The following is a 13,743-nucleotide window of genomic DNA, read 5'->3' as shown; positions in this document are numbered from 1 at the left end:
ATGTTGGGGCAGACGTTGTTCCTGTCGGCAAAAGCCCGTCGACGGCGTTGGTGTTGTATTTCGGCCCATTTGTGTGGAAACCGACCGCTCCGTGGAATTTTTGCACGCGCAGGTTTCAGGGGGTGGGGGGGTAGGAGGTAGACCATGGGACGACGAGGCCCGGCCGCGAAGCCGGTAGAGCTGAAAGTGCTGGAGGGCAACCGGGGCAAGCGCCCGATGTCGGTGAACCTGGACAGCACCTTCCGGCCAGAGGCGGGAATGCCGCCAGTGCCGAAGGGCCTGAGCCCTGGCGCGCGCAAGGTGTGGAAGCGCCTGGGCGCAGAGCTGCTCCGTTACAACCTGATATCGGTTGTGTATTCGGACATCTTCGAGGAGCTGTGCGAGACGGTTTCCGATGTGAAGGAACTGCGCCATTCGCTGCGCGCTCGCCAGAACCTTTTGCGGGCCGAAGGCAAAGACCCGATGGGTGCATTCGAGGTGACCAGCCCGAACGGGATGCCCATGCAGCACCCCCGTTATCAGATCCTCAAAAGCGAACGGCAAATGATGCTGTCGCTGCTGGCCAAGTTCGGCCTGAGCCCGGCCGAGCAGGCCAATGTGACAACCGCCATCCGTGCGCAGCTGCAGCTCTTCGAGGGCGAAGCGCCGAAGGATGAGCAATCCCCGGCTGCGCCCGCTGCCGCCCCGGCCTCTCCGATAGGGTTCGCCGACTTCGACTAGCTGCCATGACCCGACCTCAAGCCGAGTATTTCGAGCGCGCCAAGGCCTACGCCAGGCGCGTGACCGAAGGGCAGGAGGTCGCGGGCAAGTATGAGCGGCTGGCCTGCAAGCGGTTCCTGCGGGATCTGGATCGCCAGGGGACGGACGGTTTCCCGTATGTGGTGGACGTGCGCTTGGGCGGCCGGGCCTGCCAGTTCCAAGAGCTGCTCTGTCACATCAAGGGCGAGTGGGCCAAGCCGGTCTATGAAGACGGCATGGTGCGCTACGCGAAGATCCGCCTTGAGGACTGGCAGATATTCTGTGAGTTCAACCTGTTCGGCTGGGTGCACGCGAGCACCAGGCTGCGCCGGTTTCGCCGCAGCTATGAAGAGGTGGCGCGCAAGAATGCGAAGAGCACGCGCGCTGCCGGCCGTTGCCTGTACCTCGCCTTTGCGGACGATGAGCCCGGCGCACAGGTCTACAGCGCAGCGACGACCGGCGAGCAGGCCCGCGAAGTGTTCGACACGGCGCGCGAAATGGTGCTGCGCGACAGCGAGTTCCGCGAGCGCTTCGGCGTCACGGTGGGCCGCCACGACATCAGCTGCCCGAGCACGGCCAGCAGCTTCAAGATCCTGAATGCCGAGGCCAGCACGCAGGACGGCCTGAACGTGCACGGCGCGGCCGTGGACGAGGTGCACGCGCACAAGAAGCGCGACCTGTGGGATGTGATCGAGTCGGCGGACGGTGCCCGCAGTCAGCCGCTCATCTCGGCCATCACCACGGCAGGCAAGGACACGGGCGGCATCTGCTTCGAGCTGCGCAGCTACACCATCAAGGTGCTGGAGGGAACGCACGTCGATGAGACGTGGTTCGGGGTGATCTACACCATCGACGAGGGCGACGATTGGAAAGATCCAAAGGTCTGGCGCAAGGCGAATCCCAACCTGGGCATCAGCGCCAAGGTGGACAAGCTGGAGGCCACGAAAACCAAGGCGCTGGCGACACCCAGCAGCCGGGGCAATTTCCTGACCAAGCACCTGAACGTGTGGACCAATGCCGGCACCAACTGGATGGACATGGAGGCGTGGAATGCCTGTGCCGATACCTCATTGCGGGAAGAGCAGTTCACCGATGAGGAGTGCTATGCGGCTTCCGACCTGGCAGAGAAAAATGACTTCGCGGCCAAGGTCAAGATCTTCCGGCGCGGCGAGATGTGGTTCGTGTGCACACGTCTGTACTACAACCAGGTCGCGGTGCAGGAGAGCAAGACGGCGCAGCTGTCGGGCTGGGTTGATGAAGGATGGATCAAGGTCAGCCCTGGCAACCTCACCGATTTCGACATGATCGCGGAAGACCTCAAGGCCGACCGCGACATGCACGACCTGAAGGAAGCCGCATACGACCCGGCACTGTCCAGCTACTGGGCGCGCAAGCTGATCGATGAGGGCCTGCCCATGGTCGAGATCACGCAGCGCAGCCTGTTTTTCACGCAGCCCCTGCAGGAGCTGGAAGCCCTGGTCCTGGCCGGCAAGGTGCGCCATGACGGCAACCCCTGCATGAGCTGGATGGTCAGCAACCTGGTGGTGCTGACCAGCAAATACAACGAGCTGAAAAGCCCGACCAAGAACCGCAAGGAAGACAAGATCGACGGCGCCATTGCCATGCTGATGGCGTTCGGCCGTGCCTTGGCCCTGGCGGAACCTCAAACCGACAAGCGCCAGAAAGCCAAGGCTTTCTGGGCGTCATTTGCAGAAGCGAACAGCACATGAGCCCAATCCGAAAAGCGGTGCTCGGGGCGATGGCCTGGGCGCTCAAGGGCACCGACCTGACCCTGACCAACCCGCAGGGCTGGAATGTCCTGGGCGTAGGTCCGACCTGGGCAAAGGTGCCCGTGGGCGAGTTGACGCAGTTGAAGATCACTGCGTCATGGTCGGCGATCCGGCTGATTGCCGAGACCGTGGGCACCATCCCGCTGCACCTGTACCGCACCACACAGAAGGGGCGGGAGCGGGCCAAGGATGACGCGCGCTACACGCTGGTGCACGACCAGCCCTGTGACTACATGACGGCCCCCGAGTGGAAGGAAGCCATGGTGGTGAGCCTCGCCACCATGGGCCAGTCCTACAACCCGGTGGACCGCATGGAGTCCACGGGGCGCATCCTGCAGATCCAGCCGGTGCACAAGTCCCGGGTACAGCCCGAGGTGCAGCAGGACGGGTCAATCGTCTACTGGCTCACCGACCGCCAGGGCCGGCGCATCAAGCGCAGGCGCGAGGACGTGATGCCCATCCGGGGCTTCGGCGGTGTGGGCGATCTGGAGGGCTACGCCCCGCACCAACTGCACAGCAACAGCCTGGCCCTGGCCGTGGCGCTGGAAAAGTATGCGGCCGAGTTCTTCGGCAGCGGTGGCCGGCCCCAAGGCATCTTGAAGACCACGGCGGACTTTGGCGAGAAGCAGCGAGACCAAATCCGCGCCAACTTCACCCAGTACCTCAAGGAGTCGCGGGACAAGGGCGAGTTGCCGGTGCTGGACGGTGAGACCGACTATCTGGCCATCAGCACGCCGAACAACGAAGCGCAGTTCATCGAATCGCGCAAGCTGCAGATTGCCGAGGCTGCACGCATCTACCGCGTGCCCCTGCACATGCTGATGGAGATGGACAAGGCCAGCTACGCCAACACCGAGCAGGCCAACAAGCATTTCCTGGATTACACGTTGATGGCGTACCTGGTGCGGATCGAGGCCGGGCTCAACAGCAGCCTGCTGACGCCCGCCGAGCGTCGCGCCGGCATGTATTTCCAGTTCGATGTCCGTGGCCTGCTGCGCGGCGACAGCACGCAGCGCGGCGAGTACTACGTGAAGCTGCGCACGGCCGGTGCCATCACGCAAAACGAGATCCGCGAGCTGGAGGACATGCCGCTCATCGACGGTGCAGACGACTTGCATGTGCCGCTCAACATGGCCCCCTCGGATCTTCTGGGGGAGATCCTGACCCGAAACAAAGGAGGCGCCTGATGGACCGCCTGACCGCACCGATTGAAATCAAGGAAGCCAAGGCAGACGGCACGTTCACCGGCTATGCCGCCGTGTTCAACAACGTCGATCTTGGCCGGGACGTGATCATGCCCGGAGCGTTCCGCGCGATGAAGGAAACGCGCGACGGCAAAGTGCGCATTGCCATGAACCACGACCTCAAGCGCCTGGCTGGCAAAGCCAAGTGCACGCAGGACGAACACGGCCTGCGGGTCGATGGCCAGCTCGCCTTGGGTGTGAGCTATGTGCAGGACGCCTATGAATTGATGAAAACCGGCGTGCTCGATGGCCTGTCCGTGGGCTTCGACATCGTGCCAGGTGGTGCCACCTGGGAAGAGCGCGATGGCGACTATGTGCGAATCATCACGGACGCGGTGCTCTGGGAATTCTCCCTGGTGCCGTTCGGCATGAACCCGGAAGCGCTGGTGGAGACCGTCAAGGCCGCCACCACGATTCGAGATTTCGAGGCGCAGCTGCGTGGCCTCGGATACAGCCAGCGCGAGGCCAAGGCCTTGGCTGCTGGCGGCTTTCAGTCGCTGGGCCGCCGGGACGGCGACCCGGACAGCGAGACGCTGGCAGACAACCTCAAGCAACTCACGCACGCATTTACCTGGAACTGAAACATGCACTGCATTACCCGAAAGCGCGTCACTTACGCATTCCTCGCTGTCCTGGCGATCCTGGCCGTTGCCAGCGCCCTGGGCGTTCCCATCGTTGCGCCCGATGCCTGGGCCGGTCTAGCTGCCGCTGGCTCCCTGCCTGTGGCCCTGACGGGCGAGGTGGGCGGCGATATCCGCAAGGCCATCGACCAACTTACCGACACTGCGAAGGCGGCCAAGGAAACCGTTGAGCAAGTCCGCAAGGCCCATACCGAGCTGGACGGCAAGGTGTCCAAACTGCATGACGAGATGAAGTCAGGCATGGTCGATGCCACCACCAAGGCCGCATTTCAGGATGCTGTCCAGAAGGTGGACAAGGTCGAGAAGGCTTTGGAAAAGGTCAACGACGAAGTGGCCGAGATCGCCAAGAAGGCCGCCAACCTGCTGGGCGGTGGCGGCGACCAGAAAAAGAGCCTGGGCCAGATCGTGGGCGAGTCCGAAGTTTGCAAGAGCTATCGCGGTGGCGTGGCCGAGCTGGCAACCATGAATGCGCCCCTGTTCGGCAAGGCCGCGATCACCAGCGGCCCGGCAAGCGCCGGTGCGCTGATCCTGCCGCACCAGGCTGGAATCGTCATGGGGCCTGATATGGCGCTGACGGTGCGCGATCTGTTCATGGCCGTGAGCATCGCCAGCAATTCGGTGGAGTGGGTGCAGGAAAAGCTCTTCACCAACAATGCCGGCTCTCGCAATGGCGAAGGCAACGCGCTGCCCGAATCCGGCCTGACGTTCGAGAAGAAAAGCTCGCCCGTCGAAAACATCGGCCACTGGATTCCCGCCAGCCGCCAGGTGCTGGCCGACGCGCCGCAGCTGCAGGGCCTGGTCGATGGCCGCATGCGCCAGGGCCTGAAGATCAAGGAAGACGCGCAGCTGCTGTTCGGTGACGGCACCAATGGCAACCTGCTGGGCCTGACGCCGCAAGCGGTGGCATTCAGCGCTACCGGCATGCCTGCCGTGCCCTCGGGTGGTCCGGCCCATACCAAGCTGGACTATCTGCGCTGGGCCTTCCTGCAGGTTGCCAAGGCGCAGTATCCGGCCACTTTCGCCGTGCTGAGCCTGGAAGACTGGGCACTGATCCAGATGATGAAGACCAACGACGGCGCCTACATCTTCGGCACGCCCACGGATGGCGCCGCGCCGCGCGTGTGGGGCAAGACCGTGGTGGAGAGCCATGCCATGGCGGCCGACGACTTCCTGGCCGGCAGCGGCTTCGCGGCAACGATCTATGACCGCGAGGAGGTCAGCGTGCGCGTGGCCGAGCAGCATGCGGACTTTGCGATCAAGGGCATGGTGGCCCTGATCGTGGAAGAGCGCCTGGGCTTCACGGTGGAGCGCCCCTCTGCCATCGTGGCGGGCCAGTTCCCCGCGCCGTAAACGTTCCCTCAACCCTCGGCCAAACGCCAGCCTTTGCGCTGGCGTTTGGCATTTCTGGACTGGAGAGAAGACATGGAAGTAGCAAAGACATTCGAGCGCGACGGCAAGCGCTACCGCCCGGGCGACCCGTTGCCCGAGGGCCTGGACGCCGTCACCCTCGCGCACTACAAGCGCCACGGCATGGTCCGCGAACCTCGCGCCAAGACGCCAGGCCCGGCCGAGAAAAAGCCCGCTGGCCCTGCCAGCCCGGCGCAGTCCCCGAACCCTCGCCGCAACAGCTCGCCCAAGCCGGCGCACACGGCGGGCCTGCAGGCGGCAGGGCAGGGGGTTGCAACAGAAACCGCGCCGCCAGCGCCGCTTCCTCCCACTGATCCCACGCCGCCGGCAGATCAGCTGGCCGCCGCTGGCGACGGCGTGGCGAATGGCGAGGCGGCGGGCGAGCAAGCGGGCGGAGCCGCACCAGTGGATGCAGCTGCAGCTCAAGAGCCTGCCAAGGAGTGAGCATGCCCAAGCCGCTGGTAAGCCTGGAGCAGGCAAAGGAACATCTCAGGGTGGTGTCCAGCCTGGAAGATGCTGACATTCAGCTCAAGCTGTCGGCGGCAACGGGAATGGCTGTCAGCTACCTGGACCGAGGGGTTTTCGCAGACCAGGCGGATCTTGATGAGGCCTTGGCCGCTGACACAGCCGGCCCGCTGCCAATGGTGTGCACGGACATGGTTCGCGCGGGCATCCTGCTGATCCTGGGCGACCTGTACACCAATCGTGAGGAGGTGGTCACAGGGACCATCGCTACACGGTTGCCCACGGGTGCCCGCGCATGTTTGCGGCCGCTGCGGCGCATGGGGTGCTGACATGCAGGCCGGCAAGCTCAAAGAGCGGATCACTCTGCAGCGCCTGGCCATGGGCCAGGACAGCAGCGGCGGCATGGTGCGGCAGTGGGTGGATCTGGCAAAGGATCTGCCCGCCAGCCGGCGCGACTTCTCGGGCTCGGAGCGCCCCGCCACCGGCGTCGCTGGTGGCATCGTGGCAGTGGCCCGTACCGAGTTCACGATTCGCTGGATGCCCGGTATCGACGCCACCATGCGGGTGCTGCATGAGGGCGAGTGCCACAACATCCAGCACGTCAACAACTTCGCAGGCCGGCGCGAATCGCTGATCCTGACCTGTGAAACGGGGGTCAACGATGGCTGACAAACCCGAGATCACCGGCGTGCCCGACCTTACTGCAGCCTTCCGCGAAGTCCGTGAGGACATGGCGCAAAAGGTCTCGCGCCGCATGGTGGTCGCTGGCGGCAAGGTGATCACTGCCCGGGCCAAAGCAATTGCGAAGGCAAATGGATCGGTGATCAGCGGCGCCATGGTCGAAAACATCGCCATCAAGCGCGAGCCCAACGCCCCGGACGGGACGGCGCAATACCACATCGGGGTGCGCCACGGCCGCGACCAGACCAAGCGCGTACAGGCCAAGGGGCAAAAGCGCCTGGTCGTGAGCCGGGGTCGCATCAAGGTGCGGCGCGACAACGACCCGTTCTATTGGCGCTGGGTCGAGACCGGCCGCCGTGTGGTGCCTGCATCGGTCAAGTCTGGCGTCACGACATACACGCAGCGGCTTCGCAATGGCCGCGTGGTCGTGCGCACGCGCAAGTACGAGGCCACAAGCCTGCGAGCGCGCCGGCGGGCTGCCTCGCAGGGCGTGGTCGGCCGCAAGCCGTTCATTGAGCCCGCGCTGCAGCAGGAGCGTGACAACGCCATCACGGCCATGGACCAGGCGCTGCAGCGCTACCTGGCCAGCGAAAGAAAGAAGGGAGGCGCATGACTGCAGGCCCGAGCATCCATCAGCGTCTGCTGCCTGCTCTCAAAGCGGTGCTGGCCAATACCTGGTGGCTTGAGCTGCCGGCCCGCCCGACTTGGCCGGCGGCTGTTTTCAGCGTCGAGACGGCACCGGAGCCCGGATGGTGCGCCGGCGGCGGCTACGACGCCCACGACGCCACGGTGATCGTGCTCAGCCGCAGCGCGGTCGAGCTGGACACCCTGCTGCCCACCAGCGGCGGCGGCAGCGTTCGCGCGGCCGTCGAAGCCATGGAGCACTACCAGTGGGAGGTGGGCTGCGAAGACGCGGACTATGAAGACGACCCTCAGGTCTACGCCCGCGCCCTGATCGTGCGCTTGCGCACGCCCCGATTCATCACAGCAAAGGACACCACGCCATGACTGCAAAGAAAGACAAGGACGAGGCAGTGCACACGTCTGCACCGGCCCCGCAGAACGCCAAGCCGGTGAAGCCGGCGCATCACCAGGCCACCGCGCTGCCGCCCCCCGATGAGTTCCACGGCAAGGCGGGCCGCTACGTGCGCGACCCCGCGACCGGCCTGCGCGTGCCGCAACCCTGATCGCTGCCCCACCCCTAAACCTCTGAAAGGAACCCCCATGGCAAAGTCCATGAAACAGATGCTGCTGCTGGCGATGGTCCAGACGGCGGCGGGCACTGCGGCCACGCCCACGGCGGCGGCCAATGCCATCCTGTGCCGCGCGCTGATGCCCGAGCCCATCACGGCCGAGCAGGTGGCGCGCGACCTGATCCGCCCGTACAAGGGCAACAGCGGCAAGCTCACGTCCGGCGAGCATCGCAAGCTGACGTGCGAAGTGGAAATCGCGGGCAGCGGCACCCCGGGTGTGGCGCCGGCCTATGGCGATCTGCTGCAGGCCTGCGGCTTCGCGGAGACCATCACAGCCGGCACCGATGTGCAATACACGCTGGTGAGCGGGGGCGAACCGCTGCTGACGCTGTATGGCTATCTGGATGGCACGCTGTTCAAGATCGTGGACGCCAAGGGCACGATCAGCTTCGAGCTGAACCCCAAGGGCATCCCAGTGATGAAATTCGAGTTCCTGGGCGCCTACTCCAAGCCGGAGGAGGGCGCCATGCCCACGGGCGTGGATTACTCGAAGTTCATGCAGCCCAAGGTTGTCGGCAAGACCAACACGCCCACGCTCACGATCTTCGGGCACAGCGCCTGCACCAGCGCGTTTTCGGTCAACTTGGCCAATCAGTTGAACTGGCGCGAGCTGATCAACTGCGCAGGCGCGGCCAGCCCCGACCGCCAGCCCACGGGCTCCATCACCATGGAGTTTCCGAAGGTCACGACAAAGGACTGGACCGAGATCGTGCGCAACAGCGAGCGCGGCCCGGCCGTGATCGTCCACGGCGTGGACCCCGGCAACATCGTGGAGCTGCAGATGCCCAACATCCAGCCCGGCCCCTTCACGCTCAGCGATGACCAGGGCGTGGCAATGATGGCCCTTCCGTTCGACCTGGTGCCCATCGTCGGCGACGACGAACTGGTGCTGATCGTGCGCTGACCAGTCCCTTTTCCCCTCAACCGAGGCCGCTCTATGCGGCCTTTTTCTTTTTCTGTCCCCTCTCATCAGGAGTCAATCCATGTTCAACCTCACCCCCTCGGAAACCTTCAAGGAAACCGTCAAGATCCAGACCAAGACCGAAAGCGGCCTGTGGCGCGAAGAGTCCTTCACCGCCGTTTTCAAGCGCACGGCAGAGGAGCGCCGCCAGGAGTTGCACAACAAGCCGTTCGGCGAGGTCGTGGATGAAGTCCTGGTGGGCTGGGACATGGTGGACCTGCAGCGCAAGCCCGTGGAATTCACGCCCGAGAACAAGGCCGCGTTCCTGCAGATCCCCGCCGCCGTGCGTGAAACGGCCATCACCTATCTGCGCACCAACGCGGGCGCCAAAGAAAAAAACTGATCGAGGCCGCGCGCTGGTGGGCGGGCATACGCCCGCAGGCCGTCGATCCCTTCGCGCCGCAGGAATCCATGTTGGAGGCCATGCGCGCGATGGGTGCGCCGGCGCAAGACATCGAGCGCGTGGCCGAGGCCATCGAGCAGCAGCGCGCGGCCCTGCAGGCGCAGCCCGAGGACTTCGGCGTGTACCGCGACAACTGGGAAATCGTTGCCGCCTGGCGCGCGTTGGAAACCCAGTGGAGCTACGCCGGCATGACGGGTGTGCGCGTGGGCCTGAACTATGCCTGTGTCACTGCCTGGCTGGATCTGTTTGTCCAACTGCGCAAACGCCGCTCGGTCATGGCCGGGCTGATGGTCATGGAGCGCGCGGCTCTGGTCGCGCTCAATGAAATCCGAGAACAAGAAAAGGAGGACTAGCTATGTCAGCATTGGGATCGCTGGTCGTCAAGCTCGCGCTGGAGTACGCGCAGTTCAGCGAGGGGCTGCAGTCCTCTGAGCAGGACGTGAAGCAGCACGCCAAGCGCGTGCAGGATGCCTATGACAACATGGCCGCCGGCGTGTCGTCGCGCATGGACAGCCTCAAGGGCTCCATCCTGGCGGCCATCGGTGGCGCTATCAGCGTGGTCGGCATCACCTCGGCCATCTCCAAGATCAAGCAGGAGACCATCGACGCTGAGAAGGAGCAGACTCAGCTCGCGGCGGCGATCAAGTCCACGGGCGGCGCCGCTGGTTGGAGCATCGAGCGGCTCAATGCGATGGCCGACAGCATGGAGAAGACCAGCACGTTCAGTGCGGGTCAGATCAACCAGGCGCAGACCCGCATGCTCAGCTATGCGGGCGTGGTGGGCGAGCAGTTCCCGCGCGCCATGCAGGCCGTGATCGACATGTCCGAGCGCATGGGCTACGAAGTCACGGCCTCGGCCGAGACCATCGGCAAGGCGCTGGACGTGCCCAGCGAAGGCCTGACGGCGCTGTCAAAGCAGGGCTTTCGGTTCACCGATGCGCAAAAGGAGGTGGTCAAGCAGTTCGAGCGCACGGGCCAGACAGCCAAGGCGCAGGACATCATCTTGCAGGCCCTGGAGTCGAGCTATGGCGGCGCGGCCCAGGCCGCCCGGGACACGCTGGGCGGTTCGCTGACGGCTGTTGGCAACACCATCAACAGCCTCATGACGGCGGACAGCGCGAGCCTGCCAGGCCTGCGCGATAGCGTCGAAGGGCTCAACAGCACGCTCAACAGCGATGACGTGCGCAACGGCTTTCAGACGCTGATCAGCGGGCTGATCGACGTGGGCAGCTTTGCCGCCAGCAGCATGGCGGGCATCGTCAAGCTGGGCCAGGCCGTGGCCGAGCACAAGGGCGAAATCGGCGTGGTGCTGGGCATGATTGCCGGCACGGCCACGGCGGCCGGGGCGCTGCAGGTTGCCAATGCCATCGGCGCCGCTGGCGGGGTGTGGGGGGCATTGACCAAGGTGCGCGGCGCGGTGATCGCGCTGAGCCTGGCCCTGGCGGCGAATCCGGCCACCCTAGTACTGCTGGGCATTGGTGCGGCCACGGGCGCTGCCATTGCGTCGAACCTGGGCGACCCAGTGGGTGACAGGCTCAGCAAGGAAATCGAATTCCAGACCGAGCGCCTGGCGCAGGCCGAGGCACTGCTTGCGCGCGCTGGTGGCCCCAAGGGGCAGATGACGGCCAAGCTTGAAGAGCGTATTGCCGGCATCAAGAGCCATCTGGATGTCCTGCGAACCGCCGCCGGCGCGGCAAAGCCAGCCGTTGAGGAGGTGGCTACTCAGGTTGCCGGTGTGGCGGCTGCCGCCAACAGCACGCAGATACCGCTGGGCCAGTCCGAAGACTGGATCAAGAAATACGGCACGGCGGCGCAGAAAGCCGCGCTGGAAGTCGAGGAGTGGAAACGCAAGCTCGGCTCTGCATTCACGCCCGAGATGCAGCGCCAGGTCGAAGAGACCTATGCCAAGCAGGATGCGGGGGCCAAGGCCAGCGCGCAGTCGGCCAAGCAGCTGCAGACCAGCTATGACAACCTGCTGCAGTCCATCGCAGAGAAGACGGCAGAGCAGCACCAGGAATTGTCCAGCGGCGAAGCCCTGGCTGAGTCCGACAAGATCCGCATCAAGTTCAATGAGGATCTGAAAGACAGCCTCAAGGGTCTGACAGCCGCTCAGCGCGCCAACGTGCTGGCCAAGATCGACACGCTGGCGGCGCTGGAGAAGGAAAACGAGGCCGCGAAGAAGGCCAAAAAGGCCGCCGAGGAAGAGCGCAAGTACCGCCAGGAATGGCTTGGCGTACAGGCCAAGACAGTCGAAGAGCTGGAGGCCGGCAACAAGTCCCTGCGCGAAGAGATTGAGCTGATCGGCCTGAGCGCTGACCAGCAGCGGGCGGTCCTTGAGCTGCGGCAACTGGCTGTGATTCTGTCCAAGGAACAGCAGCTGGCTGAGATGGAGCGTGCTGCTGCCTTGACCGGCACCATAACGGCCGAGCATGCGCTGCTGCAGCAGGAAATCACCCTGCTGCGCGAGCGCCTGGCGCTGACCTCCCAGAAGGACGGGAAAGAGGCCGCTGCCAAGGCCTCGGCCGCCAGCGTGACCGAATGGCAAAAGGGCGTGGACCAGATCGGCCAAAGCCTCACGGACCAGCTTATGGCCGGAGGGCGGTCGTTCGGCGACTACCTCAAGAACCTGGCGCGGACGTTGATCCTGCGGCCGCTCATCATGCCGATGGTGCAGCCTGTGGCCGCCTATGCGGCGAACATGCTGGGCCTGTCTGATGGCGGTGGTACGCAGGGCAATGCCCTGGCTGGCGTCAAAAGCGTGACGGATATCTGGTCTGCGTTCTCGGGCGGCAGCTCGGGAGTGGTCGCATCGGGCGTGATCGGTCTGGGCAAGCTCATGGGCAGCAGCTTCCTGGGTGAGCTGGGTGCGGGCATCGCCGCTGGCGGGCAGCTCGGAGTCGGTGGCGTGGCTTCCCTGTGGGGATCTGCCAGCGGCACGACTGCAGCCGGCATGGGATTGGGCGCTGCCATTCCCTACATCGGCGTTGCGATTGCGATTTTCTCGCTGCTCAAGAGCGGCCTGTTTGGTTCCCGTGGCCCCAACCACAGCGGCGGCGTGTATTCGACCAGGACGGAGGACTGGGACGAAGCCACCAAGCAGGCGCTGGGCAAGGATGCGTGGGGCAATGCGCTGGGCGACTTCACCAAGCGCGGCAACAAGGACCTGGGCGAGCAGCTGGGTACCACCGTGAAAGCCTTGGCCGAGGTCTACAAGTCCCTGTCCAAGTACGCGAGCGGCAACGTGCGCGAGGTGGATGTTGCCGCAGGCTTTGCGACGAACCCGAAGTATGGCGATGAGGACGCCCACGGCTATTTCCAGATCATCGACAAGGTGACGGGCGAAGTACTCAAGTCGTACAAAAACCGTGACTTGGGGAACGACCCGGAAAAGGCCTTCACGCAGTTCGTCGCCGACATGGGCGGCGCCCTGGTGGGTGAGCTGAAAAAGGCCGACCTGCCGGCATGGATGCGCGATGTCTTTGATGAGCTGGGCGACGACATCACGCTGGACAGCTTCAACGCGATGCTGCAAAAGGTCCAGCTCACGGCCACGGCGGTGGAGGGCTGGACAAACAACATCGTCAACTTTGGCGAGATGGGCGATAAGGCGATTGCCAAACTCATCAAGGACATGGGGGGCATCGAGAACGCGATAGCGGGCATCGACGCCTTCTATGCTGGTTTCTATACCGAAAGCGAACGGGTCGAGAACGCCGCGAAGGTGCTGGACAAGTCGCTGAAGGATCTGAAGCTGGACATAGATCCGCGACAGGGCCAGGCCGCAAAAGAGCAGTTCCGCAAGATCGTCGAAGCGGCCATGGCCGCCGGCGATGTCGAGCTGCTCGCCAAGCTGCTACCTATGGCTCAGATGTTTAGCGATGTGGCCGACGCTGCGGGCCGTGTGCTCGATGGGCTCAAGGATGACCGCTCCAAGCTGGAAGCCGAGTACCTGCGCGCGACGGGCCAGACGGACAAGTACCGCGAGGCCCTGCGCAAGCTGGCCACCGAGGGCATGAGCGAGGCCGAGCGCGCCGCCTGGGACTACAACGAGGCGCTGCGCGCCGAGATCGCGGCCCGCGACAAGCAGGCGGATCTTGAACGCCGCTGGCTGGAGTTGACCGGCGACACGGCCGAGCTGCGCCGGCGCTAGCTGGAGGCGC

The 13,743-nt window shown here is 64.6% G+C and carries 15 protein-coding genes; all 15 read left to right on the top strand.

Features of this window, described 5'->3' with window-relative positions; all coding sequences use genetic code 11:
• Positions 1-144: 144 nt before the first annotated feature.
• The 15 genes from INR38_RS17945 to INR38_RS17875 all read left to right on the top strand — a co-directional run bounded on the left by INR38_RS17945 (position 145) and on the right by INR38_RS17875 (position 13,733).
• Positions 145-720: a P27 family phage terminase small subunit gene (locus INR38_RS17945; RefSeq protein WP_207444402.1), complete on the top strand. Its 576-nt coding sequence runs from the start codon at positions 145-147 to the stop codon at positions 718-720.
• 5 nt (positions 721-725) lie between these two features.
• A complete protein-coding gene (locus tag INR38_RS17940) occupies positions 726-2,468 on the top strand; it encodes a terminase TerL endonuclease subunit (RefSeq protein ID WP_207444403.1) in 1,743 nt (580 codons plus the stop codon).
• Positions 2,465-3,715: a phage portal protein gene (locus tag INR38_RS17935; protein WP_155524685.1), complete on the top strand. Its 1,251-nt coding sequence runs from the start codon at positions 2,465-2,467 to the stop codon at positions 3,713-3,715. The genes INR38_RS17940 and INR38_RS17935 overlap by 4 nt, the downstream gene beginning before the upstream one ends.
• Positions 3,715-4,353: an HK97 family phage prohead protease gene (locus tag INR38_RS17930; RefSeq protein WP_207444404.1), complete on the top strand. Its 639-nt coding sequence runs from the start codon at positions 3,715-3,717 to the stop codon at positions 4,351-4,353. Before INR38_RS17935 ends, INR38_RS17930 begins: the two co-directional genes overlap by 1 nt.
• Before the next feature lie 3 nt (positions 4,354-4,356).
• Positions 4,357-5,763: a phage major capsid protein gene (locus tag INR38_RS17925; RefSeq protein WP_242699101.1), complete on the top strand. Its 1,407-nt coding sequence runs from the start codon at positions 4,357-4,359 to the stop codon at positions 5,761-5,763.
• Positions 5,764-5,835: 72 nt separating this feature from the next.
• Positions 5,836-6,264, top strand: a complete 429-nt coding sequence (locus tag INR38_RS17920; protein ID WP_207444405.1) for a hypothetical protein — start codon at positions 5,836-5,838, stop codon at positions 6,262-6,264.
• A 2-nt stretch (positions 6,265-6,266) separates the two neighbouring features.
• Positions 6,267-6,614: a head-tail connector protein gene (locus tag INR38_RS17915; RefSeq protein WP_016445321.1), complete on the top strand. Its 348-nt coding sequence runs from the start codon at positions 6,267-6,269 to the stop codon at positions 6,612-6,614.
• A gap of 1 nt (position 6,615) precedes the next feature.
• Positions 6,616-6,954: a head-tail adaptor protein gene (locus tag INR38_RS17910; protein WP_016445322.1), complete on the top strand. Its 339-nt coding sequence runs from the start codon at positions 6,616-6,618 to the stop codon at positions 6,952-6,954.
• Positions 6,947-7,579 (top strand): HK97-gp10 family putative phage morphogenesis protein, encoded by a 633-nt coding sequence (locus INR38_RS17905; protein WP_207444406.1) that lies wholly within the window; start codon positions 6,947-6,949, stop codon positions 7,577-7,579. Before INR38_RS17910 ends, INR38_RS17905 begins: the two co-directional genes overlap by 8 nt.
• The gene (locus INR38_RS17900) at positions 7,576-7,974 is read left to right on the top strand and encodes a hypothetical protein (RefSeq protein WP_207444407.1); all 399 of its coding nucleotides are present in this window, start codon (positions 7,576-7,578) and stop codon (positions 7,972-7,974) included. Before INR38_RS17905 ends, INR38_RS17900 begins: the two co-directional genes overlap by 4 nt.
• Positions 7,971-8,153, top strand: coding sequence for a hypothetical protein (locus INR38_RS17895; RefSeq protein ID WP_207444408.1), 183 nt, complete (start codon positions 7,971-7,973; stop codon positions 8,151-8,153). Before INR38_RS17900 ends, INR38_RS17895 begins: the two co-directional genes overlap by 4 nt.
• Positions 8,154-8,190: 37 nt before the next feature.
• Positions 8,191-9,123 (top strand): phage tail tube protein, encoded by a 933-nt coding sequence (locus INR38_RS17890; RefSeq protein WP_207444409.1) that lies wholly within the window; start codon positions 8,191-8,193, stop codon positions 9,121-9,123.
• A gap of 79 nt (positions 9,124-9,202) precedes the next feature.
• Positions 9,203-9,523, top strand: a complete 321-nt coding sequence (locus tag INR38_RS17885) for a hypothetical protein (RefSeq protein WP_183017373.1) — start codon at positions 9,203-9,205, stop codon at positions 9,521-9,523.
• A gap of 80 nt (positions 9,524-9,603) precedes the next feature.
• A complete protein-coding gene (locus INR38_RS17880) occupies positions 9,604-9,936 on the top strand; it encodes a DUF1799 domain-containing protein (RefSeq protein ID WP_207444410.1) in 333 nt (110 codons plus the stop codon).
• Positions 9,937-9,938: 2 nt separating this feature from the next.
• On the top strand, positions 9,939-13,733 hold the full coding sequence (locus INR38_RS17875; RefSeq protein ID WP_207444411.1) for a phage tail length tape measure family protein: 3,795 nt from the start codon (positions 9,939-9,941) through the stop codon (positions 13,731-13,733).
• Positions 13,734-13,743 lie beyond the last annotated feature (10 nt).

It is taken from the genome of Delftia sp. SD018 (genome assembly GCF_017355445.1).
Lineage (GTDB): Bacteria > Pseudomonadota > Gammaproteobacteria > Burkholderiales > Burkholderiaceae_C > Comamonas > Comamonas acidovorans.
Note: the sequence above shows the minus strand (reverse complement) of the source record. Positions and strands in the feature narration are given on the sequence as shown.